This window comes from Georgenia sp. SUBG003, assembly GCF_000715355.2.
Taxonomy (GTDB): domain Bacteria; phylum Actinomycetota; class Actinomycetes; order Actinomycetales; family Actinomycetaceae; genus Georgenia.
This window is the reverse complement of the sequence record NZ_CP180204.1, coordinates 1,371,785-1,396,929: the sequence shown is the minus strand read 5'-3', so window position 1 is coordinate 1,396,929 and position 25,145 is coordinate 1,371,785. Positions and strand designations below refer to the sequence as shown.

The following is a 25,145-nucleotide window of genomic DNA, read 5'->3' as shown; positions in this document are numbered from 1 at the left end:
TCTGCAGTCGTGGTATGCGGGTCCGCGCGGACCCTGCCACTACGGCGCCGGGGCGGCGCCGTTATTCGGGATGTTCGGTCAGCCCTCGACGGTGATGCCCATGGAGCGGGCGGTGCCGGCGATGATCTTCTCGGCGGCCTCGATGTCGTTGGCGTTGAGGTCTTCCTGCTTGGTGCGGGCGATCTCCTGGACCTGCTCACGGGTGATCTTGCCGACCTTGGCCGTGTGCGGGGTGCCGGAGCCCTTGGCCACACCGGCGGCCTTCTTGATCATCTCGGCGGCCGGCGGGGTCTTCGTGACGAAGGTGAAGGAGCGGTCCTCGTAGACCGTGATCTCCACCGGGATCACGTTGCCTCGCTGAGCCTCCGTGGCCGCGTTGTAGGCCTTGCAGAACTCCATGATGTTGACGCCGTGCTGACCGAGCGCGGGGCCGATCGGCGGCGCGGGGGTCGCGGCGCCGGCCTGGATCTGGAGCTTGATCAGGCCTGCAACCTTCTTCTTGGGGGGCATGTTCGGGTCCTAACGATTCTTCCTGGGTGACCTGCCGGCGGGCGGCCGGCAGACGTTGTCGTCCCTCGGCTCAGATCTTGGCGACCTGCGAGAACGACAGCTCGACCGGGGTCTCCCGGCCGAAGATCGTGACGAGCACCTTGAGCTTCTGGCTCTCGGGGCTGATCTCCGAGATGGTGGCGGGAAGCGTCTCGAAGGGGCCGTCGGTGACGGTGACCGACTCGCCGACCTCGAAGTCCACCTGGATGGGCGTCGGCTGCGCGCCGCCGCCGGGCGCGGCCGACTTGGCGGCGGCCGCCGGGGCCGCGGCCTGGACCGCGGGGGCGAGCATCGAGAAGACCTCGTCCTCCGTCAGCGGGACCGGCTGGTGGGTGTTGCCCACGAAGCCGGTGACGCCCGGGGTGTGCCGCACGGCCCCCCACGACTCGTCGGTGAGGTCCATGCGCACGAGCGTGTAGCCGGGGACGCGGACGCGGTTGACGAGCTTGCGCTGGGCGTTCTTGATCTCGACGACCTCCTCCATGGGCACCTCGACCTGGAAGATGTAGTCCTCCATGTTGAGGCTCTGGATGCGGTTCTCGAGGTTCGTCTTCACGCGCTTCTCGTAGCCGGCGTAGGTGTGCACGACGTACCAGTCGCCCGGCTGCAGGCGCAGCTCCTTGCGGAAGGCCTCGACCGGGTCCTCCTCGGCCTCCGGCTCCGCGGCGTCGTCGGCCACGGATCCTGCTGCCTCGGCGGGAGCCGCGTCGGACTCCTCCGTCCCGGCGGCCTCGTCGGCCCAGTCGCCCTCTGCAGGCTCCTCGCCGGCCTCTGCCACGTCCTGTCCGGCCTGGTCGGGCTCGACGGCAGCATCCACGTCGGCGTCGCCGGCAGCCGGGACGTCCGGCTGCCCGTGCTCGAGCGACGTCTCCTCGACGTTCTGGGGCTCGAGAGTTTCCTCAGGCACAGGGGACCTGCTTTCTGGTCGGTGGGTGGCTAGTGGTCGGCCGGCTGCCGGTGAACCGACGGCGTCACGGGAATCAGCCGAAGATCCACAGCACGAGCCGACCGAACGACACGTCGAGCAGACCGACGAACGCCATGATCGCCGCGACGAAGACGAGGACGACGACGAAGTAGGTCATCAGCTCGCTGCGCGTGGGGCGCACGACCTTCTTGAGCTCGGCGATGACCTGACGCACGAAGAGCGCGAGGCGGCCGAAGAGGCCACGCTTCTTCTTCGTGGTCGCCCCGCCCGCGCTCGCGGCGCGCTCGGGCCGTCCCGACGTCGCGCTCGCAGACTCGCTCAAGGTTGCTTCCTAACGTATCGGCCCGGTCCGACACCGCCCCGGTCGGACGGCTCCGGCTCGCCGTGCGGCGAAGCCATCAGGACGTCCGCATCGTCCTTCAGGAGATGCAGTCCTGGCAGGGCAGGAGGGACTCGAACCCACAACCGCCGGTTTTGGAGACCGGTGCGCTACCAATTGCGCCACTGCCCTTCGGTGATGTCCCGTCCCAGCTCTCGCGCACCTCGCAGGCACGCTCCAGCATGGTGGACGTCAACCACCGGCGTCGAGTGTACGTGGTCCAGTGCCTTTTGGTCGAACCCGGCCCGCAGGGAGTCTCGTCACACCGCCGCCTGCGCCCGGGGCACGCCCCCCGTCGGCCCGCGACGCGAACGTCCCGTGACCGCCAGATGGCCGCGTGCCACGATAGGCCCCGTGAGCGCATCCACCACATCCAAGTCCCGTGTCTCCGCCAGGCTGGCCGCCATCGGCGAGTCGGCCACGCTCGCCGTCGACGCCAGGGCCAAGGCCCTCAAGGCCGCCGGCCGCCCCGTGATCGGCTTCGGCGCCGGCGAACCCGACTTCCCGACGCCCGACTACATCGTCGAGGCCGCAGTCGCGGCCGCGAAGGACCCGGTGAACCACCGCTACACCCCGGCGAAGGGGCTGCCGGTGCTGCGCGAGGCCATCGCGGCCAAGACCCTGCGGGACTCCGGGTACGAGGTCTCCCCCGACTCGGTGCTGGTCACCAACGGCGGCAAGCAGGCGGTCTACCAGGCGTTCGCGGCGATCGTCGACCCGGGCGACGAGGTGCTGCTCCCCGCCCCGTACTGGACCACCTACCCGGAGGCGATCACGCTCGCCGGAGGCACCCCGGTGGAGGTGTTCGCGGGCGCCGACCAGGAGTACCTCGTCACGGTCGAGCAGCTCGAGGCCGCCCGCACGGAGCGCACCAAGGCCCTGCTGTTCTGCTCGCCGTCGAACCCGACGGGTTCGGTCTACTCCCCTGAGCAGACCGAAGCCATCGGCCGTTGGGCCGTGGAGCACGGCGTGTGGGTGATCACCGACGAGATCTACGAGCACCTCGTCTACGACGACACGGTCTTCACGCCGATCCAGAAGGTCGTCCCCGAGCTCGTCGACACCTCGATCGTGCTCAACGGCGTCGCCAAGACGTACGCAATGACCGGCTGGCGGGTGGGCTGGATGATCGGCCCGAAGGACGTCGTCAAGGCCGCCACCAACCTGCAGTCGCACCTGACCTCCAACGTCGCCAACGTCTCCCAGCGGGCCGCCGTCGCCGCGCTGACCGGGGACCTCTCCGCGGTGGAGCAGATGCGCGCCGCGTTCGACCGTCGCCGTCGGACGATGGTGGAGCTGCTGCGGGCGGTCGACGGCGTCACGCTGCCCACGCCCCGCGGGGCCTTCTACGCCTACCCCTCCGTCGAGGGAGTCCTCGGGCGCACGATCCGCGGCCGCACGCCCACGACCTCTGCCGAGCTCGCCGAGCTCATCCTCGAGGAGGTCGAGGTCGCCGTCGTGCCGGGCGAGGCCTTCGGGCCGAGCGGCTTCCTGCGCCTGAGCTACGCGCTGGGCGACGACGACCTCGTCGAGGGCGTCGGCCGGATCCAGGAGCTGCTCGCCTGAGGCGACCGGCCGACGCGACCGGCTGACGGCCGACGGAACCGGCCCCGCCGGGCGCAACCGGCCGACGCTGCCCACGCCGTCGGGTGGAGCCCGGGACCCTCGTGGTCCCGGGCTCTTCTCATCCCCGTCTCATCCGCGTGCGTCAGGATCGGTGGGACGATCGGCGCGCAGCGGCAGGCAGCGGCGCTCCCCGGGGCCCGCAGCGGGGAAGGAGGACGATGACCACGACCGGCACGGGCAGGACCTCGCGCGGGATGACCGTGCGCGCACGCATCCTCGCGCTGGTGCTGGTCCTCACCGGGCTCACGCTCCTGGTGGCGGGCGGCACCGCCTACGTGCTGCAGCGCAACCGGGTCGACGACGTCATCGACGCGAGCCTCCACCGCACCACCGAGGAGTTCTCCGCGTACGCGGCGGACCCCGCCGCGGGCGCCGCGGCCGACCCGGCCGCGATCATCTACGGCGGCATGGTGCGCGAGATCCCGGGCTCCAACGAGGGCATGGTCGGCTTCGTCGACGGCCAGCTGGAGTACACGATGCCCACGGGCCTCCCGCTCGCCGACGACGCCGACCTGGTGACCCACCTGACCGACCAGCTCCGCGCCGCCACGAGCTCCGGCTCCGGGCGCATCGCCTCGGTGACGACGCCGGCAGCCGAGTACCGTTACGCGCTGATCCCGGTCACCGTCGGCGACGTCGGGGTCGGCGCCCTCGTCGTCGCGTTCGACCGCGCCGCCGAGCAGTCGTCGGTGACGGACACGTTCCGGACCTACGCCCTGGTGAGCCTGGTGGCGTTCGCGGTCCTGGCGGTCGTGGGCTGGTGGCTCTCGGGCCGGCTGCTGAAACCGGTGCGCCAGCTGCGCGAGACCGCCGAGAAGATCTCCGAGACGGACCTCTCGGGCCGCATCGAGGCGAGCGGGACGGACGACCTCAGCGACCTCGCCCGCACGGTCAACGCCATGCTCGCCCGCCTGGAGGACGCCTTCACCTCCCAGCGGAGACTCCTGGACGACGCCGGTCACGAGCTCCGGACCCCGATCACCATCGTCCGCGGTCACCTCGAGCTCATGGACCCCTCCGACCCCGAGGACGCGGCGGCCACCAAGGAGCTGGCCCTCAGGGAGCTCGACCGGATGCACCGCCTCGCCGACGACCTGGTGATGCTCGCCAGGTCCGACCAGCCCGACTTCGTCCGGCCCGGCCCCACCTCGCTCGGTCCGCTGCTCGACAACGTGCTCGACCAGGCGCGGCCCCTGGGCGACCGGCGGTGGCGGGTGGACGAGCGCCTCGAGGCTCACGCGACCGTGGACGGGCAGCGGCTCACCCAGGCGATGCTGCAGCTGGTGGCCAACGCCGTGAAGTTCTCCGAGGACGGCTCCACCGTGGCGATCGGATGCGCGCTGCACGGCGACCGCCTGCACCTGTGGGTGCGCGACGAGGGCATCGGCATCGCGCCCGAGCAGCGCGAGCGCATCTTCGACCGGTTCGCCCGCGCGCCCGGCGACGCCGAGCGCCGGGAGGGCGCCGGGCTCGGGCTGGCGATCGTCGCCGCCATCGCCGAGGGCCCGCACCGCGCTCGACGCCGCCCCGCGCCACGCGTGGCAGATGGCCAGGGCGAGCGCGTCCGCCGCGTCGGCGGGCCGGGGCCTGACCTCGAGGCCCAGGATGCGGCGGACCATCTCCTGCACCTGAGGCTTCTCGGCCCGTCCGTTGCCGGTGACGGCGGCCTTGACCTCGCTCGGGGTGTGCAGGGCGAGCGGCAGGTGGGCCCGCGCGGCGGCGAGCATCGCCACCCCGGCCACCTGGGACGTTCCCGTGATGCTGCGGACGTTCGCCTGCGCGAAGACCCGCTCGACGGCGACGACCTCGGGGCGGTGACGGCCGAGCCAGCTGTCGATCTCCTCCGCCACCGCCAGCAGGCGCAGGTGCGGGGACAGCTCCGCCGGCGTGCGGACGACGCCCACGTCGACCAGCCGGACCCGCCTGCCGGAGCCGGTCGTCTCCACGACGCCGAGACCGCAACGGGTCAGTCCGGGGTCGACTCCGAGGATGCGCACGGCCCTACTCTCGCACCGCCCGCCCACGCGCCCGGGTACCGCACCGCCGTGCGGCGGGGCGGCGTCGCTCACGCGGGGCCGGGGTCAGTCCTCCTCGTCAAGGGCGGCCATGACCTCGTCGGAGGCGTCGAAGTTGGCGAAGACGTTCTGCACGTCGTCGCAGTCCTCGAGCGCGTCGATGAGGCGCAGGATCTTCCGGGCACCCTCGACGTCGACCTCGACCTCCATCGACGGGACGAACTGCGCCTCGGCGGAGTCGTAGTCGAGGCCGGCCTCCTGGACGGCGGAGCGGACGGCGACGACGTCGCTCGCCTCGGAGAGGACCTCGAAGCTCTCGCCGAGGTCGTTCACCTCCTCGGCACCGGCGTCGAGGACGGCCGCGAGAACGTCGTCCTCCGTCAGGCCGTCCGTTTTGGGCACGACGACGACGCCGCGGCGGTTGAAAAGGTACGAGACCGAGCCGGGGTCGGCGAGGTTGCCGCCGTTGCGGGTGAACGCCACGCGGACGTCGGACGCGGCCCGGTTGCGGTTGTCCGTCAGGCACTCGACGAGAACGGCGACCCCGCCGGGGGCGTAGCCCTCGTACATGATCGTCTCGTAGTCCGCGCCGCCGCTCTCCGCGCCGGAGCCGCGCTTGACGGCACGGTCGATGTTGTCGGCGGGGACCGAAGCCTTCTTGGCCTTCTGGATGGCGTCGAAGAGGGTGGGGTTGCCGGCCGGGTCACCGCCGCCCGTGCGGGCGGCCACCTCGATGTTCTTGATCAGCCGCGCGAAGAGCTTGCCGCGCTTGGCGTCGATGGCCGCCTTCTTGTGCTTGGTGGTGGCCCACTTTGAGTGACCGGACATGTCTGCTCCTCAGATGCTCGAATGCTGCGTGGCGGCCACGGCGCCCTGGTTCACCATGTCGACGAAGAACCGGTGCACCCGCGGGTCCTCACCGATCTCGGGGTGGAACGCGGTCGCGAGGAGCCTGCCGTGGCGGACTGCGACGATCCTACCGGTGCGCCCCTGCATGGTGACGTCGACGGCCCCCTGGCCCGCTCGCCCGGCGGGGGTGGGCGCGTCGGTGGTGGCGAGGACCTCGACGTCCGGGCCGACGTCCTCCACCCACGGCGCCCGGATGAACACCGCGTGCAGCGGCCCCTCCCCGCCCTCGAGCTCCGGGGCGTGGAGCGGTCGTTCGAAGGAGTCCACCTGACGGCCGAAGGCGTTGCGGCGCACGGTCATCTCGATGCCGCCGAGGGTCTGCTGGTCCTCCGGGCGGTCCAGGACGCGGTCGGCGAGCAGGATCATCCCGGCGCAGGAGCCGAACACCGGCATGCCGTCCGCGATGCGCTCGCGCAGCGGGCCGAACAGGTCGAACGCCCGCAGGAGCTTGTCCATGGTGGTCGACTCGCCGCCCGGCAGGACGATCGCGTCGACCGCCGCCAGCTCGGCGCGGCGCCGCACGGGGACGGCTTCGGCGCCGGCGCGGACCAGGGCCGAGAGGTGCTCGCGCACGTCGCCCTGCAGGGCGAGCACGCCGATGGTGGGGCCAGATGTCACGGCAGGCCAGTCTAGTGCCTGCGCAACCCCGCGCCCGCGAGATGTCGGCTCCTCCGCGCGACGTCACAGGTTCCCGGTCGGTGAGCAGGGTCAGACGGAGGACTCGTCCAGGTGCTCGACCGAGCCGTCCCAGCCGTCGAGGAGCCTGCGGACGAGCGCGGGAAGGGCCACCGGGTACACCACCGTCCCCGCGGCTACCGCGTCCTCGAGCTCGTCGAGGTCCCACCAGCGCATCTCGTCGAGGACGTCGCGCTCGAGGAGGGTCCAGCCGTCGTCCGTCACGGCGTCGCCGGAGTCGACGCGGGCCAGGAAGAACTCCTCGTCCTGCCGGCACGTGACCCGCGCGAAGTCGAAGAGCGCGCTGCGGGTCAGCACCGGCCCGACGAGCTCGTCGTGGGCCACCGCGAGGCCGGTCTCCTCCCGGACCTCGCGCACCGCGCCGTCGTGGGGGCTCTCCCCAGCGTCGAGCCCGCCGCCGACGGTGAACCACCAGCTGCGGGTGACCTCCCCGGCGTCGTGACCGCGCACGAGAAGGACGCGGTCGTCGTCGTCGAGGAGGATCACCCGGGCGGCGCGCCGGAACGGCACGCCGTCCGGCCCCGGCTCCCACTCGGGGCCGAGGCCGTAGGTGAGCGGTTCGGTCACCAGCCGCGCTCGGCGAGGCGGTGCGGGACGGGGATGTCGTCGACGTTGAGCCCGACCATGGCCTCGCCCAGCCCGCGGGAGACGTCGGCGACGACGGCCGGGTCGTCGTAGAACGTCGTCGCCTTGACGATGGCGGCGGCGCGCTGGGCCGGGTTGCCGGACTTGAAGATCCCGGAGCCGACGAAGACGCCCTCGGCGCCGAGCTGCATCATCATCGCCGCGTCCGCCGGGGTGGCGATGCCGCCCGCGGTGAAGAGCACGACGGGCAGCTTGCCGGCCTGCGCGACCTCCTTGACGAGGTCGTACGGGGCCTGGAGCTCCTTGGCGGCGAGGTAGAGCTCGTCCTCGGGCAGGTTCTGCAGGCGGCGGATCTCGTCGCGGATCTGGCGCATGTGGGTCGTGGCGTTGGACACGTCGCCCGTGCCGGCCTCGCCCTTGGAGCGGATCATGGCCGCACCCTCGGTGATGCGGCGCAGCGCCTCGCCGAGGTTGGTCGCCCCGCACACGAACGGGACCGTGAACTGCCACTTGTCGATGTGGTGGGCGTAGTCGGCCGGGGTGAGCACCTCGGACTCGTCGACGTAGTCGACGCCGAGGGACTGCAGGACCTGGGCCTCCACGAAGTGGCCGATGCGGGCCTTGGCCATGACGGGGATCGAGACGGCCCCGATGATGCCGTCGATCATGTCTGGGTCGCTCATGCGCGAGACGCCGCCCTGGGCGCGGATGTCGGCCGGGACGCGCTCGAGAGCCATCACGGCGACGGCGCCGGCGTCCTCGGCGATCTTCGCCTGCTCGGGGGTGACGACGTCCATGATGACGCCGCCCTTGAGCATCTCCGCCATGCCTCGCTTGACCCGGGCGGTGCCCTGCTGCGGGGCGGGACTGTCGATGGCGAACTCGTTCTCAGACACGGTGACCTCGGTGTTAAGCGGTGGAAGGGCCGCGGTGCAGGCCCGCGCCCGAGTCTAGTCGGGCGGTCCGCGGGCCTCGTCCGGCGATCACCTGCTGACCCTGCGTCAGCGGACGGCGCCCGCGTAGCCGGCACGAGCGCGCACCACCCGGCCCAGCAGGTCCTGCTCGTCCCGGCGGGCTCCGAGGTCGTACCGGCCGCTGAGCGCGCGCTGGCGGGTGAAGGCGAGCGAGGTCGCCGCCCGCTGGAAGTCCCTCATGGCCCGCGCGGGCGCCTCCCCGCACGTCGCGGCCCAGCGACGGGCCGCACGTCGGCTCCCGAGGGAGGTCAGCATGCGGACCTCGTAGGGGGCGAACCACCCCGCCTGGGCGTACTCGGTCAGGCGATGTCCGATCGTGGCCTTCTCGTCGTTGCGCAGCCACACCACGAGCACGATGCCGGCCGCGAAGAGCGGCACCTGGAACAGCCAGTAGAGCACGTCGTACAGCGCCAGGGCGGCGGAGCCGTTCCACACCGCGTGCAGCATCACCGCCCCGAGCCAGCCGAGCGGGAACAGCCACAGCCACGAGTGCCTGGCGGCCGTGCGGGAGGCGAAGCCCAGCGCGATGCCGATCACCGCGGTGAAGGTGACGTGGGCGAACGGCGACTGGACCGCACGGGCCACGAACACCTCCCCGAGGACGCCGCTGTACCGGACGAAGTAGAGGATGTTCTCCGTGAACGCGAAACCTGCGGCCACGACGGCGGCGTAGACGATGCCGTCGACCGGTCCGTCGAAGAACCTGCGACGCACGAGGAAGATCAGCAGCACGCCGAGCCCCTTGGCGCTCTCCTCCACCAGCGGGGCTCCGACGACGGTGCCGAGCACCGTGGCCGCCATCGAGCTCCCCGTCGTTCCCATCACGTAGAAGGTGAACGCCTCGTTGAGGACGAGCGAGACCGCCGTCGAGACGCCCGTGCCCCAGAGCAGGGCCGTCAGCAGCAACCAGCGCGGCTCGGGCTCCCAGCGGTCGACCCACATGACCGCGGCGAGCACGCCGAGGAGCGGGAGGAAGGCCAGGAGCCCGGCCAGCACGGTCGCGCCCGCACCGCCGCCCTGGGCGACGACCACGGAGACCAGCCACAGCGCTCCGACGAGGCCGAGGGCGCTGCCCACGATCTCGAACACCAGGGTCGTGGTGCGGCGCGGCCTGCGCTCGGGCCACCGCGGCGTCGGGGGGGATCTGGGGCGCGGGCCCGCCCGGGTTGGGTTGGCCCCTGCCCGGGGACTACCGTGCCCGGCGACGCGCCCGACCGTCCGCCGTCGGCGCGGTTCTCATCTCCCGCGCCGGGGCGGTCGCGCGTCCGGCAGAGCGGCGACGGCGCCGCAGCAGCCGCAGGTGACCCTGACCGACCAGGATGCCGAGGATGACGATCGCGGCACCCACCGGCTGGTTCACGGTGAGCCGCTCGGCGAGGACGAGCACGCCGAGCACCACGCCGACCACGGGGGTCAGGTACGTGACCGTCGATGCGAGCGTGGCGCCCCAGGCCCTCACGATCTCCGCGTTCCAGGCGTATGCGATGCCGGTGCTCAGCGCGCCGAGGGCGAGGACCGAGCCGACCACAGCCAGGCTGAGCTCCACCGGCCCGCGGGCCACGAACGGGGCAAGGACGAGCATGACGGCGGCGGCCAGGCCCACCTGCGTCGCGGCCACGGTGACGCCGTCGTGGTGGTGGCCGGTGAGGAAACGCCGCATGTAGACGAAGCCGGTGCCGTAGCAGGTCGTCGCCCCGAGGGCCGCCAGCTGGGCGGTGTAGTAGTGCTCCCCGACGGCGGCCGTCGCCAGCTGCCACGGTGCCGCGACGACCACCACGCCTCCGGCCGCGAGCACCAGCGCCGCCGTGCGCACCGCGGTCAGCCGCTCGGTCGGGAGCGCGACGAGGGAGATGAGCAGCGTCATGACCGGCGTCGTCGCGTTGTAGATGCTGGACAGCCCCGACGGGATGTGCTGCCCCGCCCACGCGAAGAGGAGGAACGGCACGACGCAGATGAGCAGGCCGAGGACGAACAGGTGGCCGAGCACCCGGCGCTCGCGCGGCCACGGGCGGCGGGTGAGCGTCATGATCGTCGCGAGCGTGAGCGCGCCGACGACGAGGCGGCCGAGCACCACCTGCGCGGGGGACAGGCCCTCGAGCGCCACGCGGATGAACAGGAAGCTTGCGCCCCACATCGTGGCGAGCGCGAGGAACTTGGGCAGCGTGCGCGCGGGTACCGGCGCGGCCTGCGTCATGGGGCCTTCAGTCATCGGGGCACATCGTGCGCGCACGGCGACATCCGGGCAAGGCGCTTCCCCTCCCGGGCCCGCGCACGCACCGCGGCCCGGCGCACGGGGAGCAGCCGGGCCAGGGGTCCTTCCCGCTCGCTCCTACCGGGATCCGCGGCCGACCGCTAGTGTCCACATCCATGAGCGCGGTGACCCCGGGCGTGCCGACCGCCCCCGGCGGGGACGTCCGTGCCGTCGGCGAGGCGCTCTCGGCGCCGTCGGGGCACGCCGCCCTGGTGCTGCGGTGGGTGCTCGCGCTCGGTCTGATCGCCAGCCTGTTCCAGAGCCTGGCGGAGCCCGTCGAACGGCCGGTGGAGGAGCTCTTCCGCGGGCTTCAGGAGGGCGAGGTCCGCACGATCACCATCGCCCGCCCCGAGCCGGGTACGGACGGGCACGGCACGTGGGAGGTGCGGTGGACCGGGGACGGTCTGCCCGGCCGGGCGAGCTACGAGATCACCGACGGCGACGCCGACGGGGCCGACGAGGGCCGGCTGATCCTCGACGCGGCCGAGCGGTCGCCGGCATCGGTGGACGTGACGGTCCGTCACAACTTCCTCGACCCGGGGACCACCTGGCACGTGGGCGGCATCGTCGGCCTGGCCGCGCTGCTGTGGCTCGTCGGCGGCCCGCAGCCGCGCCTGGCGACGAAGTGGGCCTGGTTCTGGCTCGCCTGGAGCGCCCCGCTGCTCTGGCTGGCGTTCGTGGTGCTCGAGCCCGTCCCGCTCTGGAGGAACAGGCCGACGCCTCGCCGGCCGCGCCGGCTCACGGGCGGCTGGGCGTTCCTCCTGAGCGTCACGGCAGTGCCCTTCGCCGGCTGGATCCTCACGTCCGCCGTCGAGCGAGCGTTCTGAGGCCCGGGTCAGCGGTTCTTGCGCGTCTCCCGGTCGTTGGCCTTCTTGATCGCCTCGACGAGCTCGTCCTTGCTCATGCTCGACCTGCCCGGTACGTCCAGGCGCTTGGCGACGTCGTAGAGGTGCGACCTGGACGCGTTGGCGTCGACGCCGCCGGCGGTCTCTCCGGCGGAGCCGCGGGTGCCCTCGGCCTTCTTGTCCGACGGTCCCTTCTCGTCCTTGGCCTCCCAGTGGTCGCCGACCTTCTCGTAGGAGTGCTTGAGCGCCGAGTACGCCGTGCGGTTGGCGCGCTCACCCTCTCCGTAGGAGTCGACGGCGGAGTCGTGGGCCTTGGCGAAGGTGCGCTGGGCCTTCGCCGGGGACTTCTTCAGCGTGCTGGGCAGCTCGCTCTGCTTGGCGGAGCCGTCCTTGTTCGTCTTGGGCATCGCGGCGGTCCTTCCCTCGCCGGCCCCGGCACCCGCCGGAGCCTCTGGACCCAGGGTGGGACGACGCGCCGAGGCCCGCATCCGGAGCGGGATCGGCCGCGCGCCGTACGGGTCGCGGCGGGGGGGAAACCCCCGGCACGCGGATCGCGGCCGGACCGAGGCCGAAGGCCCTTCCGCTGCGGGGTGGGCGGAGAGACAGTGGTGTCACGGTAGGCACGCACGAAGGAGCGCGTCATGAGGGCTCGACGAGGAGACCGCATCGTCCTGGCGGGGGAGCAGGTGGGCCATCCGGTCCGGGACGGGGAGATCATCGAGGTGCGCGGCGCGGACGGGGGCCCGCCGTACGTGGTGAGGTGGAGCGACGGGCACGAGGCCACGTTCTTCCCCGGGCCAGGAGCGGTGGTGCGCACGCGCGGCGAGACGACCGGCCAGCCGGAGGCGGCCGGGGCGACGGCGGAACCGCTGCACGAGTGGAGCATCCGGGTGTCGCTGTTCGAGCAGGAGGACGACACGACGGCGCAGGTCGTGCTGGTCAGCGGACCCGCGGAGCAGACGGACGCCAGCGGGACCGCCCACCGCAGCGCGCGCGATCCGGCGTCGCCGCGCATCGGCGACGAGATCGCCGTGGCGAGGGCGCTGCGTCACCTTTCCGACAAGCTGTTCGAGCGGGCCCGGCACGACGTCGAGGAGGCGACCGGCGAGCACGACGTCGACATCCGGGTGAGCTGAGCGGACGCGAGGCGGGGCGCCGACGGCGGTGCGGTCGGGGGGGCGGGCCGGACCGCACCGACGTCGTCGTGCGGACGACGACGTCGTCCGCGCTACTCCTTGCCGAGCAGCAGCTCCTCGAGCCGCTCGTAGCCCTCGCTCATGCCCTGCTCCATCCCGGAGGACACCATGCCGTCACGAGCCTCCATGCTCGGGTACACGGAGTGGCCGGAGACCTTGGAACGGCCGCCGCCGAGGTCCATGAAGGTCAGGAACTCGATGCTGACGACGTCCGGGTAGCCGCCGAACTCGAAGGTCTGGATGGCGAACTCGTTCTCCCGCACGGTGTGGAAGACGCCGGAGAACTCGTAGGGGACGCCGTCGGGACCGGTGTGGACGTAGCGGTAGGTCCCGCCGGTGCGGAAGTCGTAGTGGTCCATCTCCATCTTCAGGCCGCGGGGGCCGAGCCACCGGGCGACGAGGTCCGGGTCCGCGTGGGCGCGGAAGACGTCCTCGACGGGAAAGTCGAACTCCCGCTCGGTGTCGACGAAGGGAAGCCCCTCGGGGGCGGAGATGTGCAGGTCGTTGCGCAGTGCCTTGTTCATCGCTGGCTCCTCGGTGTCTTCTGTGGTGGTGCCGGGTCTCTCCTGCTGCGACGTTCCTCCAGCACGGCGTCGAGGCCGCGGTACTGCGCCTCCTTGACCAACCGGTAGCGGTCGATCCAGGCGGTCAGCGCCTCGAGCCGTGCCGGGTTGAGGTGCACGGGGCGACGCTGGGCGTCACGGCTGCGCGTGACGAGCCCGGCGTGCTCGAGCACCTGGATGTGCCTCGATATCGCCTGCTTGGTGATCTCGAAGGGCTCGGCGAGCTCGTTGACGGTGGCGGGCCCCCGGCTCAGCCGGGCGATGATCCGGCGCCGCGCGGGGTCGGCCAGGGCCATGAACGCCCGGTCGAGGTCCGCCTCGTCGCTGTCCGCCACGTTAGTCAACGTCCTTGTTGTTCAACTGATCGGTTGATTAAGGATGGAGCGTCGGCGGTTGGGTTGTCAAGGGTTTCGCCAACGGTGCTGGTGCAACGAGCCGCGGCCCTCCGTGAGGCGCGACGCTCCGGGCGACGGCGCACGGGTTCGTGCCAGGTGGCGCCGTCGCCCGGACAAGCAGGGACATGTGCTTTCGGAAGGGGTCCCGCGGCGCGCGGACAGGGCTTCGGCCGCGCGCACAGGTGCCGCACCGCTGGCTCCGACCGGCACACTTCAACTTCTGCTCATCGTGGTGGCCCCAGTCCACCTCCTCTGGCACGGGCGCGCTGCGCGCGAGCGCTGTGAAGTGGCCTCGCACCGCTCGGGCAGGACTGGTCACCGCCGAAAAGCTCAGGGCGGTCGAGCGGCCGGTGGCTCCGGGGCCGGTATGCGGGTGACCTCTGGGAGCGATGTCCCATGTCGGTGCGGCGGAGATGCTTCGAAGCGGTGGTGAGCCGCCCCGCCGGCCCCGCGGCCGCTCAGGACAGGACGTCCTTGGTGGCGAAGCGCCCGTACGCCAGAGCCCCGAACAGCGCGACGTACCCGGCCTGCAGCAGGGCGTTGTCCGCGAACGAGGTCCACACCACGGGCTCGCGCAGGAGGTCGGCGAACCCGAGCCAGTGGTGCGTGAACAGCCACGGGTGGAGCCACGCGAGCTGGTCGAGGGATCCGAGAACCTGCGCCACGATCGCGAGCACGGCCGTCGTCGCCATGGCGCCCACCGGCACCTCGGTGAGCGTCGAGACGAACAGCCCGACCGCGGACAGGCCGAGGAGGGAGACGCTCACGTAGGCGGCCACCAGCAGCGACCGCACCACTGACTCGCCGACGCCGATGGTGTCTCCCGAGAGCAGCGGCACCGGGCCGACCGGGAAGAGCGCGGCACCGATCGCGGCGCCGGTGAGCACCACGGTCAGCGTCGCGGCCAGGCAGAACGCGGCGGCGCCGGCGTACTTGACCAGCAGCAGCCGCAGCCGTCCGGCCGGTGCGGCCAGCAGGTAACGCAGGGTGCCGTTGCTCGCCTCGCCGGCGATCGTGTCGCCCGCGACGACGGCGACCGTGAGCGGCAGGAACAGCGGCACGGTCACCACCAGCGCGGTGACGGAGACGAACAGGCCGTTCTGCGTGACCCGGTCCAGGAACGGCGGCCCCTCGCCGGGGCCCGGCGGGCTGGAGGAGAGCCGCACCGCGACGGCGATGATGATCGGGATCGCCGCCAGCGCCAGCAGCATCGCCCAGGTGCGACGTCGCCGGAACAGCACCCTCAGCTCCGAGCCGAGCAGCGCCCACCCCGCCGACGGCCCGGCCGGCGCCACGGCGGACTCCGGCGGCGACGGCGGCTGGGCTGGGGCCCGGGTCGTCGCCGGGGCGCGCCTGAGCAGCACCGGTGGCCGCCTCGACCGCGAGGCGGCCACCGCCGTTCCTGCACGGCCGGCACCGAGGGGCCGCCTGTAGGTGCCGCCGGGGTGATCCGGGCGCACAATGTGGCACACGGGTACGTGTCCGAGACGACCCGTGACTCGGTCGCAAGGAGGCTGCCGTGGAACTGCTGCAGGACGTCCTCGTCGGCATCGCCAACAACATCTTCAACCAGGTGCCGATCCTCATCGGCCTCATCGCGCTCGTCGGCCTGCTGCTGCAGCGCAAGCCGGTCGAGGCCGTGGTCGGCGGCACGATCCGCGCCGTCGTCGGCGTCGTCATCCTCATGATCGGCGTGGAGATCTTCGTCGGCGGCCTCGTCGCCTTCCAGGCCATCGTGGCCAGCGCCGTCGGGCTGGAGCCCCCGACGGCCACCAGCACCCTCAACGACTTCCTCGCCGGGCCGGGCGCCGCCGTCCCGCTGATCATCGCCGTGGGCTTCGCCATCCACATCCTGCTCGTCCGGCTCTTCTCCGCCGCGCGGTACGTCTACCTCACCGGCCACCTGATGTTCTGGATGAGCATCGTGATCGCCGCCTCGCTCGTGGAGGTCCTGACGGACATCCCGCAGACCACGCTCGTCATCGTCGGGGCGGTCATCATCGCCTGCTACTGGACCCTGCAGCCGCTGTGGATCGCGCCGCTGATGAAGCGGCTGATGGGCCACGACCAGTTCGGCCTCGGACACACCACCTCCACCCTCGCGCTCGTCGCCGGGTACGGATCGAAGGCGCTGCGCCTGGGCGACGCGCAGCGGCACGACTCGGAGAGGCTCAGGCTCCCGAAGTCGATCTCCTTCTTCAAGGACATCAACGTCTCCACCGCGCTCATCATCTCCGTCATCATGCTCGTGGCCATCGCCTTCGCCGACGCGGGCGTGGTCCAGGAGCAGATGGGCGAGTCGGAGCTGCTGCCCTGGGCGTGGGGCCTGACGCAGGCGCTCCGGTTCGCGGCCGGTATCGCGATCCTCCTCTTCGGCGTGCGGATGTTCCTCGCCGAGATCGTGCCGGCGTTCAAGGGCATCTCCGACAAGGTGCTTCCCGGCACCCGGCCCGCTCTGGACATCCCGGTCGTCTTCCCCAAGGCGCCGACGGCGGTGATGATCGGCTTCCTGTCCTCGACCGTCGTGTTCCTGGTGCTCATGGGCGTCTTCGCCGCGGCCGGCTGGTTCGTGCTCGTGCCCCCGATGATCATGCTGTTCTTCGGCGGCGGGTCCGGCGGCGTCTTCGGCAACGCCGTCGCCGGCTGGCGCGGCGCGGTCTTCGGCGGCGTCGTCAACGGCGTCATCCTGGCCTTCGGCCAGTGGATCGGCTGGGGGCTGTACGAGAACACCGCCCCGGAGATCGCCACCCTCGCCGACGCCGACTGGTACGCCGTCGGGTGGCTCGTGCTCGGTGCCACCCAGCTGCTGGCACCGCTCGGCAACGCCGCCGCGTGGATCGTCGCGGGCGCGACCCTGGTCGTCACCGTCGCCGTCCTCGTGCTGCTGTCCCGGCGCCGTGGTGCACCCGACGACACCGTCGCCGCCCGTACCGCGACCGTGCCCACGGCCTCCGGCACCTCGTCCACCGCGACGGGCGGCGGTGCGCCGGCCGCTCGACCGACCGACACCCGGCGGGCTGACACCACCCACCGCCGGCACACCGCAGGGGAGACGCCATGACCGACCGCCCGGACCCGCTGAAGGTGCTCGCCGTGTGCGGGCTGGGGATGGGCACCAGCCTCATCCTGCGCATGACCACGGAGACCGTGTTCCAGCGCCTCGGAATACCGGCGGAGGTGGAGAACACCGACATCTCCGCCGCCCGCAGCACGCAGGCGGACGTCATCGTCGGTCAGGGCATGCACACGAGCGAGCTCGAGGGGACGGCCCCGGTCACCGTCACGATCGAGGACTTCATCGACGACGCCGCGCTCGAGTCCCGGCTGCGGCCGGCGCTCGAGGAGCAGGGCTGGCTCTGATGACCGCGCAGGCAGGACCGGACGAGGCCGCGGGCGGCGTGCCCGTGCGGGCCTCGTTCCTCCGTGCCGCCGAGGACTGGCGCGACGGCGTCCGGGCCGCCGCGCGGCTGCTCGTCGACCTGGGCACGGCGGACGAGGCCTACGTGGACGCGTGCGTGAGCACCGTCGAGGAGCACGGGCCCTACATCGTCCTCACGCCCGGCGTGGCCCTCGCGCACGCGCGGGCGGAGCCCGGCACCACCACCGAGGGGCTCGCCGCGGTGCGGCTCGGCGAGCCGGTCAGGTTCGGGCACCCGACCAACGACCCCGTCGACGTCGTCCTCGCCTTCTCCTCCGGCGGGTCGCACATGGAGATGATCCGCGCGATGGGCAAGGCCCTCACCGGCGGCCTCGCGGACCGGCTGCGCGAGGCCGACGACGTGACCGCGGCCGAGCGCGCCCTCGCCGAGGCGGTGCGGCATGGTTGAGGGGACGGTGCTGCAGCGGTTCGCGCACGCGACCACCGACCACCTCGTCGGCGTCGTCGACGCGAACACCAGCCAGCTCAGGCAGGCGGCACAGATCGTTCTCGACTCCGGGCGACGCGGGGGACTGGTCCACGCCGCGGGCTCCGGTCACTCCCTGGCGGGCGTGCTCGAGACGTTCTACCGCGCGGGCGGGCTGCCGTTCGTCCGACCGCTGTGGGACCTCGAGCTGCTCCCGCTCCACGGCGCCGGCCGGTCCACGGACGCCGAACGCCGGCCCGGTCTCGGGCGCAGGCTCGTGACGGAGGCGGCGGTCGGCGAGACCGACGCCGTCGTCATCTTCTCGAACTCGGGGGTCAACTACGTGCCGGTGGAGATCGCGCTCGCGGCCCGCGAGGCCGGAGCAAGGGTGATCGCCGTGACATCGGTGGCGGCGTCCGACGCGGCGCCACAGCGCGCCGGCCGGAGGCTGCACGAGGTCGCCGACCTCGTGCTCGACACCCGGGTCCCTCCCGGGGACGCGAGCTGGCCGCCCGAGGCGCCGCGGACGGCGCCGTTGTCCTCGCTCTGCAACACGCTGCTGTGGGACGCGCTCCTCGTGCTGTGCGCGGAGCAGGAGCCGCCGCCCGCGTTCTGGCGGAGCGCGAACACGGCAGGACCGACGAACGACGAACTCATCGAGAAGTACCGGGCGGTGGTGCCCGAGCTGCGTTAGCACCACCGACCACCGACCACCGACGACCGACCACCGGCGACGCGCGGGGACGCCGGACCGTGCTTCCGCGCGACGGACCGCGAGGAGGAAGGACGAGGATGCCGGACCTCTCCGAGGAGGCGACACCGCCCTCCGAGCAGACCACGGCGGCCGAGCCCGCGATCACCCTCCCGGCCCCTGCTCGGCCCCAACGCCCCGAGCTGACCGGGACGCGGGACGACGGCCTCGAGCCCCGCCCCTCCACCCGCGCCACCCAGGAGATCCGCCTGGCGCTGGCCTTCACCGGTGGCGTCAGCCTGGCGGTGTGGATGGGCGGGGTGGCTCGCGAGCTCGACCTGCTGGTGCAGGCCAGCGCCCGCCGCCGGATCCCGGACGCGGATGGCGCCGATCCGAGCACGCCGGACGCCCACCCTCTTCGCCGGTCCTACCGCCGGCTCCTGGATCTCGTCGACGCCGAGGTCGCCGTCGACACGCTCGCCGGCACGAGCGCGGGCGGCATCAACGCCGTCGTCCTCGGCCTGGCCAGCGCCAGGAAGCTGGATCTGTCGAGGCTCCGGGACATCTGGCTGCGGGCGGGGAGCTTCGAGGCGCTCCTCCGGGATCCGCGCGAACCGGCTCCGCCCTCGTTGCTCGACGGTGACGAGGAGGTTCTCGGCGCCCTGGCCGAGGGGATCAGGGACCACATCATCGCGGGCCAGGCACCGCCCGAGGACCCGCGCCGGACGAAGGTGTTCGTCACGACCACCCTGCTCTCGCCCGAGCCGGGCGGACTCTCGGACGACTACGGAACCCAGATCCAGGACGCCGACCACCTCGGGCTCTTCGAGTTCGACGAGACCGTCCTCGCGGACGACGAGGTCGTCCCCGCACTGGCCCTCGCGGCGCGCAGCAGCGCCTCCTACCCGGCCGCCTTCGAGCCCTCGTTCGTCCCGGTCGGCGGCACCGCCGGCCCGCGGCACCCGGACATGTCCGGCTCCACCGATCTCACGCGCTCGCACTGGACCGCCGACGGCGGGCTGCTGGTCAACCGGCCGATAGCGCCCCTGCTGCAGACGGTGTTCGACCGCGGCACCGACAGACAGGTCCGCCGGCTCCTGCTCTACGTGGTCCCCACGAGCCGGCCGCCGGAGGCGCACGCCCCGGCGGACGTCCGCGCCCGCCCGCTCACCCTGATGGAGGCGCTCAGCCGGGACCTGAGCGCCGTGCTCGAGCAGTCGGTCGCGGCGGACGTCGCCGCGATCCGGGAGCACAACGACCGCTGCGGTGCGATGTCGGAGGCCCGCCTGCGGCTGGCCAGCATCGGTGCCCGGCTCCCGGAGGAGCTCGGGCCTCACCGACGGGGCCACGTGGGCCGACTATCGCCGGCGACAGGGCAGCTGGCTCGTCCGGCCGCTCGTCACCGAGGTGAGCCGGCAGCTCGCCGTCCTCGAGAACTCAGGCGCTGCGCTGCCGCCGAGCTGGGCCCCGGTGCCGGGGAGCGACCGCGACGCCAGGATGCGGGCCCTCGCCCGGGAGACCGTCGTCCGGTCGTGGCCCGACGCGCCGCCCGACGACGACGCCGAGGCCCTCGACGCAGCCGCGCACCTCGGCGTCGCGGCGTTCGACGCCGCCAAGGCGACGCTGCTGCACATGCTGAGACTCGGATACCTCCTGGCGTCCACCCGGGACGAGCGCAACGAGCTGGCGGCCCACGGAACCAGCGTCCACGGGGCGCTGGCGCGATCGCGGCAGCGCGTCCAGGACCTGGTGCGCCGCCGGCTCGACACGGAACGGAAGAGGTACACCCCGCTCGAGACGGCGGTCGCGCGTCTCACGGAAGAGTTCGCGACGACGCAGGGCACCCCGGAGCAGCTGCGCGTCGCCTGGCAGACCCTCGCCGCCGTCGTCGCGCGGGCGACTCCGCTGCTGACCCGCCTGTCGGGCGGCGCCTCCGAGGAGCCGGCCGCGCCGCGGGGCTCGGCACCCGGGACGGGCGCGCGGCCGGCGCTGCGGGAGCGCCGCGCCGACGCGGCCGCGCAGATGCGGTGCTACCTCGACTACTTCAGCAGGGGTGACGTCGTGACCCGGCTTCTCGAGCTGACCGTCGCGACCAGGGCGATGGTGCCGGTGCTCGCGGAGGTCGAGCAGCCCATGGAGCTGGTCCAGGTCAGCTCCGACACGCGGACCCTGCTCGCGCCCGGGCGCGACGCCGCGGCCGAGAAGCTCACCGGTTTCCAGCTGCACCACTTCGGTGCCTTCTACAAGGACTCGTGGCGGGTGAACGACTGGATGTGGGGCCGCCTGGACGGGTGCGGCTGGCTGGTGCACCTGCTGCTCGACCCGCGCCGGATCCAGACGGTGCTGGAGAACGACGAGGTCGCGCGCGGCGCACGCGCGCGGACGTTCGCGGACTCCCTCTCCCGGGCGCTCGACGACCTGCCGGTGCCCGGTGACGTGCTCGCCGACCTCGCCTTCCTCGACGACGAGACCGCCTCCGTCCCGGTGAGCCTGCCGAACCTCGCCGCCTGGGTCGCGAGTGCGCTCCAGGAGCACGTCGCTGCCGAGGAGCTGCCCGCCGTGGCGGCGCAGATCAGGCGGGAGCAGAGGCCGACGGACGCCGCGAGGGCCTGGCTCGCGGAGTTCGACCGCAGCAGATCGGCCGGGACCGGTGTCGCGCCGGGGCGGGACGTCCTCGCCCGCCTGACCGCCACCTGTCCCGTCGCCTCCGAGCGGCTCGCCGACGAGGCGGCGCGACGAACGCCCCTGTTCCTGCGGACCGCCACCCGCACCGCCGCCGTGGGGACCTCCGTCGTCGCCGGACTCCTGCGGCCGGTGACCGCGCTGCGGCCGACCGTCGCCGTCGCCAGGCTCCTCACCCGCGCGGCTCACGCCGTGACGGCGAGGATCGTCCCGCGGCGGCCGGCGAGACCTGGCGAGGACGGAGGAGAGAGATGAGCAACGCGATCATCCGGCAGAAGGGCGCGAAGCCCGTCGTCGCGGACAACGTCTGGGAGCTCCATCTGGGGGCAGGGCCGTTCCTGCTCGGACTCGTCCTCGGGACGTTCCTCGCGGGGCGCCGCGGCCGGGCCGGTGACGGGGGAGCGCCGACGCCGAGCGGCTGGCCGGTCAACTTCGCCCACCGCGGCGGTGCTGCCATCGTCCCCGAGAACACCCTCGAGGGGTTCCGCGAGGCCGTCGCGCTCGGCGAGGTCGTCCTGGAGCTGGACGTGCACACCAGCGCCGACGGCGAGGTCGTCGTCATCCACGACGACACTCTGGACCGGACGACCGACGGGGCCGGGCCCGTCGCCGAGCGGACGCTCGCCGAGCTGCGACGCCTCGACGCCGGGTACCGCTTCACCCCCGACGGCGGGTCGACCTACCCCTGGCGCGGACGGGGCGTCCGCATCCCCACCCTCGAGGCCGTGTACCGCGAGTTCCCCGACAGGCCCGTGAACATCGAGCTCAAGGCGGAGCGGCCCGGTACCGAGGAGGCGGTGTGGCGGGTGATCGAGGCCGCCGGCGCCCAGGCCCGCACGCTCGTCGTCACGGACAGCGCCGGCTCCGTCAGGCGCTTCCGGCGCGCCTCCCGTGGCCAGGTGGCCACGGCCGCGTCCGTCGGCGAGTTTGCGACGTTCTGGTTGCTCAGCCTCCTCCGGCTCGGACACCTCTACCGCGCACCGTTCGAGGCGCTGCAGCCCCCGGACTCCTGGAAGGGCCTCCGGATCGTCACGCCCAGCCTGGTGCGGGAGGCCCACCGGAACGGGCTCAGGATCGACGTGTGGACCGTCGACGACGAGGCCGGCATGCGTCGTCTTCTGAGCTGGGGCGTCGACGGCATCATGACCGACCACCCCGACATTCTTGCCGGCATCCTCGCCCGGCACGCAGACGCCTAGCCTCGGCGTGACCCCGGACCCGACCCGACCAGGCGGTCGGCGATCATCTCGCCGATCGGCAGGGCAGAGGTGGCCGCGGGCGACGGGGCGTTGGCGACGTGGAGCTGACGCGGCGTCCCGCGCAGCAGGAAGTCGTGCACCAGGGTGCCGTCGCGCATGACTGCCTGCGCCCGGATCCCTGCCGCGTGAGGGCGCAGGTCGTCCAGGCGGAGCTCCGGGCAGTACTTCCGCACCTGCGCGAGATAGCCGCGCCGGAAGACCGAGCCGAGCACTTCCCTCGCGCCCGTGCGAGCGTGGCTCCGGGCAACCTTCCACATGCCGGGGAAGCGGAGGTAGTCGGCGACGTCGCGGGCGGAGACCACCCGTCTGCGATACCCCTCCCGGGCCCCGCCGAGGACGGCGTTGGGGCCCACGGTGATGCGGCCGTCCACCGTCGGGGTCAGGTGCACGCCGAGGAAGGGCAGCGCCGGGTCCGGCACCGGGTAGACGAGATGGTCGACGATGCCGGCCCGGTGGTCGGGCAGCTCGTGGTACTCGCCGCGGAAGGGGACGATCCGGAAGTCGGGGTCAAGACCGCCGAGGCGCGCGACCCGGTCCGCCTGCAGGCCCGCGCAGGCCACGAACCGGCGGCCGCGGAAGGTGCCACGGGTGCTCCGGACGGTCACGCCGTCGGCGTCCTCCGCGATCGCGGTCACCCGGGCGCCCGTGAGAATCTGCCCGCCGGCGGCGCGCACCTCCTCGGCGATCGCCTCCGACACCCGGCGGTAGTCGACGATGCCGGTGGCCGGCACGAGGAGCGCCTCGAGACCTGCCACGTGCGGTTCGAGCTCGCGCAGACGTGCCCTGTCGACGGCCTCGACCTCGATCCCGTTCCGGTCGGCCCGGAGGGCGAGGTCGCGCAGGCGCCGGACCTCCGGCGCGCTGGTCGCGACGACCAGCTTGCCGATCGTGCGGTACGGGACGCCGTGGCTGTCGCAGAACTCCTTGGTCGCCCTCTCGCCGGCACGGCACAGACGGGCCTTGAGGGAGCCGGGGGTGTAGTAGAGGCCGGCGTGGATGACCCCGGAGTTGTGGCCGGTCTGGTGCTGGGCGAGGGCGTTCTCCTTCTCGAGAACGAGCACGGAGCATCCCGGACGGGCACGCTCGAGGTGCATCGCCGTCGACAGGCCCACGATGCCGCCGCCGACGACGAGATAGTCGTAGTCCGTCATGCGTCCTCCAGGAGGGCCGGTCCCCGTACCAGGTGTGCCTCGAGCAGGTCTGCGGCGGCGCGCGTCCCGCCCAGGGCGCGCAGCTCGGCGCCGAGCCGCTCGGCCGAGGCCTGGAACGACCGGTCGGTCGTCACCCTGCGGTAGGCGTCCGCGACGGCGTCCGGCCGGGGAGTTCCCGTGCGCAGGTCGATCCCGGCGCCGTGCCAGCCGATGCGCGCCGCAACCTCCGGCTTGTCCAGGTCACCCCCGGCGACGACCAGCGGGACGCCGTGGCGCAGTGCCTGCAGCACGCCGCCGTAGCCGCCGTTGGTGATCATCACGGAGGTGCGGGGGAGCAGGTGCTGGTACGGCACCATCGGCGCGACGCGTGCGTTCGCGGGCAGCGGGCCCGGCAGCGGACCGGTGCGGCCGCCCAGTCCCACCACCACGAGCACGTCCTGGCCGGCGAGCGCCGCCAGCGCCGGCAGGATCAGATCGTGCGGGTCCACGTTCGCCGTCCCCTGGGTCACGTGCACCACCGGCACGTCGGCGTTCGTGACGTCCTCCCACCAGTCCGGCAGGGCGGGTGGCTCCTCACGGTGAGGGGCGCCCGCGCCGGTGAGGGCGCCGTCGACTGCGCGGCCGTCGTCGTCCATGAGGTCGCCGACGAAGCGGATGTGCCCGGGCAGGTCCGTGCGGGGGTAGTCCAGGCCCGGGGAGCCCGCCGCGACGACGAGCTGGGGGGAGTACCACATGGTCGCGAAGGTCTCGTGGTCGGGGCCGAGACCGACCTTGCGACGGGTGCCTCGGTACAGACGGGTCAGCGCCGCCGTCCCGGCGCCCGAGACCGTACCGAGCACCGCGTCCCGTACCCGCCCCGGGGCGCCACGTGCCGGCAGGAGGCCGAGGCCGGTCGGAGGGATGCCCCTCCCGGGCAGCCACACGGCGATCGGGGAGACGGTCGCCCACCGGGAACGAAGTCGCTCGGCGGCGAAGCGGGTGCCGAGCGCCATCGGGTCACCGGCGATGAGGTCCCACGGCCGTTCCTCGTGGGCGGCGAGCAGGTCGGTGGTCTGGGCGGGGGCGGTGCCGAGGAACAGCTCCCGCAGGTTGACCAGGACCTGCCCGAACCCCTTTCTGCCCCGCATGCGCGGGAACGTGGCGGCGAGGTCGCGCTCGTCGAGGTCCGGAGCGGCCTGCCACGGGACGGGTCGCGCTCCGACCTCCTCGAACATGTCTGTGCAGGACCTGCCGGTGTACACCCGGACGTCGTGCCCGCGGCGCACGAGCTCGGCGGCCACCGCGCGCACCGGCCGGGCGTGCCCGGTGAACGGCATCGCCGTCATCATGATCGAGGCCACCGGCCGAGTCTCCCATCGTGGTCGCGGCTCGGGCGTCTCTTCGACGTCGGCACGATCGTGGAACGCCGGCGCCAGGACGGACCGCAGGTCCAGGGCATGACCGCATCCCCGCCGACGTGCCCCTCACCGACGGGGAGCCGACCGCCTCGCGTTCACGTGGCGTCGAAGGTGCCGTGGCGACGCTGCCCGTCGAGGGAAGCACGCCGCTGGGCAGCCGGCTCCGGGCCCGGTGCTCCGGCGGACGTCCGGTCGCCGGACGCGGTGCC

Annotated in this window: 24 protein-coding genes, 1 tRNA gene and 3 pseudogenes; 11 read left to right on the top strand and 17 right to left on the bottom strand. The window is 72.9% G+C overall.

The genetic code is table 11. The annotated features are described in order from the left end of the window. Positions 1–78 precede the first annotated feature (78 nt). The 4 genes from rplK to DA06_RS06835 form a co-directional block, all read right to left on the bottom strand. Positions 79–510 carry a 50S ribosomal protein L11 gene (rplK, locus tag DA06_RS06850; RefSeq protein WP_043498538.1) on the bottom strand — a complete coding sequence of 144 codons (432 nt, stop codon included), beginning with the start codon at positions 508–510 and terminating at the stop codon, positions 79–81. A 70-nt stretch (positions 511–580) separates the two neighbouring features. After that, positions 581–1,456, bottom strand: a complete 876-nt coding sequence (gene nusG / locus DA06_RS06845) for a transcription termination/antitermination protein NusG (protein ID WP_043498536.1) — start codon at positions 1,454–1,456, stop codon at positions 581–583. A gap of 73 nt (positions 1,457–1,529) precedes the next feature. Beyond that, positions 1,530–1,799 (bottom strand): preprotein translocase subunit SecE, encoded by a 270-nt coding sequence (gene secE / locus DA06_RS06840; protein ID WP_043498534.1) that lies wholly within the window; start codon positions 1,797–1,799, stop codon positions 1,530–1,532. A 113-nt stretch (positions 1,800–1,912) separates the two neighbouring features. Next, positions 1,913–1,988 (bottom strand) — tRNA-Trp (locus DA06_RS06835). A gap of 222 nt (positions 1,989–2,210) precedes the next feature. Here DA06_RS06835 and DA06_RS06830 point away from each other — a divergent pair. Together DA06_RS06830 and DA06_RS06825 are read left to right on the top strand one after the other, a co-directional pair. Further along, positions 2,211–3,422, top strand: a complete 1,212-nt coding sequence (locus DA06_RS06830) for a pyridoxal phosphate-dependent aminotransferase (RefSeq protein WP_043498532.1) — start codon at positions 2,211–2,213, stop codon at positions 3,420–3,422. 218 nt (positions 3,423–3,640) lie between these two features. Then, positions 3,641–4,936: pseudogene (locus DA06_RS06825) on the top strand (HAMP domain-containing protein); the annotation flags it as partial. A 63-nt stretch (positions 4,937–4,999) separates the two neighbouring features. On the opposite strand, the pseudogene ruvC reads toward DA06_RS06825, so the two are convergent. The 7 genes and pseudogenes from ruvC to DA06_RS06790 all read right to left on the bottom strand — a co-directional run. Next, a pseudogene (gene ruvC / locus DA06_RS06820) lies at positions 5,000–5,479 on the bottom strand (crossover junction endodeoxyribonuclease RuvC); the annotation flags it as partial. Positions 5,480–5,563: 84 nt separating this feature from the next. After that, entirely contained in the window at positions 5,564–6,325 is a 762-nt protein-coding gene (locus tag DA06_RS06815) for a YebC/PmpR family DNA-binding transcriptional regulator (RefSeq protein ID WP_043498522.1), read from the bottom strand. Between the two features lie 9 nt (positions 6,326–6,334). Then, positions 6,335–7,000, bottom strand: a complete 666-nt coding sequence (gene pdxT / locus DA06_RS06810; protein ID WP_418607230.1) for a pyridoxal 5'-phosphate synthase glutaminase subunit PdxT — start codon at positions 6,998–7,000, stop codon at positions 6,335–6,337. Positions 7,001–7,114: 114 nt separating this feature from the next. Then, the gene (locus DA06_RS06805) at positions 7,115–7,669 is read right to left on the bottom strand and encodes an NUDIX hydrolase (RefSeq protein ID WP_418607229.1); all 555 of its coding nucleotides are present in this window, start codon (positions 7,667–7,669) and stop codon (positions 7,115–7,117) included. Beyond that, positions 7,666–8,583 (bottom strand): pyridoxal 5'-phosphate synthase lyase subunit PdxS, encoded by a 918-nt coding sequence (pdxS, locus tag DA06_RS06800; RefSeq protein ID WP_052436457.1) that lies wholly within the window; start codon positions 8,581–8,583, stop codon positions 7,666–7,668. The genes DA06_RS06805 and pdxS overlap by 4 nt, the downstream gene beginning before the upstream one ends. Before the next feature lie 105 nt (positions 8,584–8,688). Then, complete coding sequence (locus DA06_RS06795) at positions 8,689–9,750, bottom strand: PrsW family intramembrane metalloprotease (RefSeq protein ID WP_418607228.1); 1,062 nt, start codon at positions 9,748–9,750, stop codon at positions 8,689–8,691. A 100-nt stretch (positions 9,751–9,850) separates the two neighbouring features. Next, positions 9,851–10,855 carry a DMT family transporter gene (locus DA06_RS06790; protein WP_418607227.1) on the bottom strand — a complete coding sequence of 335 codons (1,005 nt, stop codon included), beginning with the start codon at positions 10,853–10,855 and terminating at the stop codon, positions 9,851–9,853. 173 nt (positions 10,856–11,028) lie between these two features. On the opposite strand from DA06_RS06790, the gene DA06_RS06785 reads away from it, so the two are divergent. Beyond that, positions 11,029–11,739 carry a hypothetical protein gene (locus tag DA06_RS06785; protein ID WP_043498514.1) on the top strand — a complete coding sequence of 237 codons (711 nt, stop codon included), beginning with the start codon at positions 11,029–11,031 and terminating at the stop codon, positions 11,737–11,739. Positions 11,740–11,747: 8 nt separating this feature from the next. On the opposite strand, the gene DA06_RS06780 is transcribed toward DA06_RS06785, so the two are convergent. After that, positions 11,748–12,164: a ChaB family protein gene (locus tag DA06_RS06780; protein ID WP_043498513.1), complete on the bottom strand. Its 417-nt coding sequence runs from the start codon at positions 12,162–12,164 to the stop codon at positions 11,748–11,750. 234 nt (positions 12,165–12,398) lie between these two features. Here DA06_RS06780 and DA06_RS06775 point away from each other — a divergent pair, with 234 nt between their 5' ends. Then, the gene (locus DA06_RS06775; RefSeq protein ID WP_043498510.1) at positions 12,399–12,893 is read left to right on the top strand and encodes a DUF1918 domain-containing protein; all 495 of its coding nucleotides are present in this window, start codon (positions 12,399–12,401) and stop codon (positions 12,891–12,893) included. A gap of 92 nt (positions 12,894–12,985) precedes the next feature. Here DA06_RS06775 and DA06_RS06770 read toward each other — a convergent pair whose 3' ends face one another. The 3 genes from DA06_RS06770 to DA06_RS06760 all read right to left on the bottom strand — a co-directional run bounded on the left by DA06_RS06770 (position 12,986) and on the right by DA06_RS06760 (position 15,275). Continuing rightward, on the bottom strand, positions 12,986–13,477 hold the full coding sequence (locus tag DA06_RS06770) for an SRPBCC family protein (protein ID WP_418607225.1): 492 nt from the start codon (positions 13,475–13,477) through the stop codon (positions 12,986–12,988). Beyond that, a complete protein-coding gene (locus DA06_RS06765) occupies positions 13,474–13,812 on the bottom strand; it encodes a winged helix-turn-helix domain-containing protein (protein ID WP_052436456.1) in 339 nt (112 codons plus the stop codon). Before DA06_RS06765 ends, DA06_RS06770 begins: the two co-directional genes overlap by 4 nt. A 557-nt stretch (positions 13,813–14,369) precedes the next feature. Beyond that, entirely contained in the window at positions 14,370–15,275 is a 906-nt protein-coding gene (locus DA06_RS06760) for an ABC transporter permease (RefSeq protein ID WP_418607224.1), read from the bottom strand. 155 nt (positions 15,276–15,430) lie between these two features. Between DA06_RS06760 and DA06_RS06755 the strand changes: the two genes are divergently transcribed. The 7 genes and pseudogenes from DA06_RS06755 (at position 15,431) to DA06_RS06725 (ending at position 22,328) form a co-directional block, all read left to right on the top strand. Then, positions 15,431–16,972, top strand: a complete 1,542-nt coding sequence (locus DA06_RS06755) for a PTS ascorbate transporter subunit IIC (RefSeq protein ID WP_418607222.1) — start codon at positions 15,431–15,433, stop codon at positions 16,970–16,972. Next, positions 16,969–17,271 carry a PTS sugar transporter subunit IIB gene (locus DA06_RS06750; protein WP_052436455.1) on the top strand — a complete coding sequence of 101 codons (303 nt, stop codon included), beginning with the start codon at positions 16,969–16,971 and terminating at the stop codon, positions 17,269–17,271. Before DA06_RS06755 ends, DA06_RS06750 begins: the two co-directional genes overlap by 4 nt. After that, complete coding sequence (locus DA06_RS06745; RefSeq protein ID WP_052436454.1) at positions 17,271–17,738, top strand: PTS sugar transporter subunit IIA; 468 nt, start codon at positions 17,271–17,273, stop codon at positions 17,736–17,738. Before DA06_RS06750 ends, DA06_RS06745 begins: the two co-directional genes overlap by 1 nt. After that, the gene (locus tag DA06_RS06740; protein WP_043498490.1) at positions 17,731–18,450 is read left to right on the top strand and encodes a sugar isomerase domain-containing protein; all 720 of its coding nucleotides are present in this window, start codon (positions 17,731–17,733) and stop codon (positions 18,448–18,450) included. The genes DA06_RS06745 and DA06_RS06740 overlap by 8 nt, the downstream gene beginning before the upstream one ends. 98 nt (positions 18,451–18,548) lie before the next feature. Next, positions 18,549–19,685 (top strand): annotated as a pseudogene (locus DA06_RS06735) (patatin-like protein); the annotation flags it as partial. Positions 19,686–19,752: 67 nt separating this feature from the next. Next, a complete protein-coding gene (locus tag DA06_RS06730; RefSeq protein WP_052436452.1) occupies positions 19,753–21,384 on the top strand; it encodes a DUF3376 domain-containing protein in 1,632 nt (543 codons plus the stop codon). After that, positions 21,381–22,328: a glycerophosphodiester phosphodiesterase gene (locus tag DA06_RS06725; RefSeq protein WP_052436451.1), complete on the top strand. Its 948-nt coding sequence runs from the start codon at positions 21,381–21,383 to the stop codon at positions 22,326–22,328. The genes DA06_RS06730 and DA06_RS06725 overlap by 4 nt, the downstream gene beginning before the upstream one ends. Here DA06_RS06725 and lhgO read toward each other — a convergent pair. Both lhgO and DA06_RS06715 read right to left on the bottom strand, forming a co-directional pair. Next, the gene (gene lhgO / locus DA06_RS06720) at positions 22,325–23,539 is read right to left on the bottom strand and encodes an L-2-hydroxyglutarate oxidase (RefSeq protein ID WP_043498489.1); all 1,215 of its coding nucleotides are present in this window, start codon (positions 23,537–23,539) and stop codon (positions 22,325–22,327) included. The two genes, DA06_RS06725 and lhgO, sit on opposite strands and share 4 nt — an antisense overlap. Further along, positions 23,536–24,879, bottom strand: coding sequence for a glycosyltransferase (locus DA06_RS06715; protein WP_043498486.1), 1,344 nt, complete (start codon positions 24,877–24,879; stop codon positions 23,536–23,538). The genes lhgO and DA06_RS06715 overlap by 4 nt, the downstream gene beginning before the upstream one ends. Between the last annotated feature and the right edge of the window lie 266 nt (positions 24,880–25,145).

What these genes read in the sequence shown, in the direction of transcription:
- rplK (WP_043498538.1), bottom strand. Translation starts at nt 510, where the DNA reads ATGCCCCCCAAGAAGAAGGTTGCAGGCCTGATCAAGCTCCAGATCCAG.
- DA06_RS06815 (WP_043498522.1), bottom strand. Translation starts at nt 6,325, where the DNA reads ATGTCCGGTCACTCAAAGTGGGCCACCACCAAGCACAAGAAGGCGGCC.
- DA06_RS06790 (WP_418607227.1), bottom strand. Translation starts at nt 10,855, where the DNA reads ATGACGCAGGCCGCGCCGGTACCCGCGCGCACGCTGCCCAAGTTCCTC.
- DA06_RS06785 (WP_043498514.1), top strand. Translation starts at nt 11,029, where the DNA reads ATGAGCGCGGTGACCCCGGGCGTGCCGACCGCCCCCGGCGGGGACGTC.
- DA06_RS06780 (WP_043498513.1), bottom strand. Translation starts at nt 12,164, where the DNA reads ATGCCCAAGACGAACAAGGACGGCTCCGCCAAGCAGAGCGAGCTGCCC.
- DA06_RS06775 (WP_043498510.1), top strand. Translation starts at nt 12,399, where the DNA reads ATGAGGGCTCGACGAGGAGACCGCATCGTCCTGGCGGGGGAGCAGGTG.
- DA06_RS06770 (WP_418607225.1), bottom strand. Translation starts at nt 13,477, where the DNA reads ATGAACAAGGCACTGCGCAACGACCTGCACATCTCCGCCCCCGAGGGG.
- DA06_RS06765 (WP_052436456.1), bottom strand. Translation starts at nt 13,812, where the DNA reads ATGGCCCTGGCCGACCCCGCGCGGCGCCGGATCATCGCCCGGCTGAGC.
- DA06_RS06750 (WP_052436455.1), top strand. Translation starts at nt 16,969, where the DNA reads ATGACCGACCGCCCGGACCCGCTGAAGGTGCTCGCCGTGTGCGGGCTG.
- DA06_RS06745 (WP_052436454.1), top strand. Translation starts at nt 17,271, where the DNA reads ATGACCGCGCAGGCAGGACCGGACGAGGCCGCGGGCGGCGTGCCCGTG.
- DA06_RS06740 (WP_043498490.1), top strand. Translation starts at nt 17,731, where the DNA reads ATGGTTGAGGGGACGGTGCTGCAGCGGTTCGCGCACGCGACCACCGAC.
- DA06_RS06725 (WP_052436451.1), top strand. Translation starts at nt 21,381, where the DNA reads ATGAGCAACGCGATCATCCGGCAGAAGGGCGCGAAGCCCGTCGTCGCG.
- lhgO (WP_043498489.1), bottom strand. Translation starts at nt 23,539, where the DNA reads ATGACGGACTACGACTATCTCGTCGTCGGCGGCGGCATCGTGGGCCTG.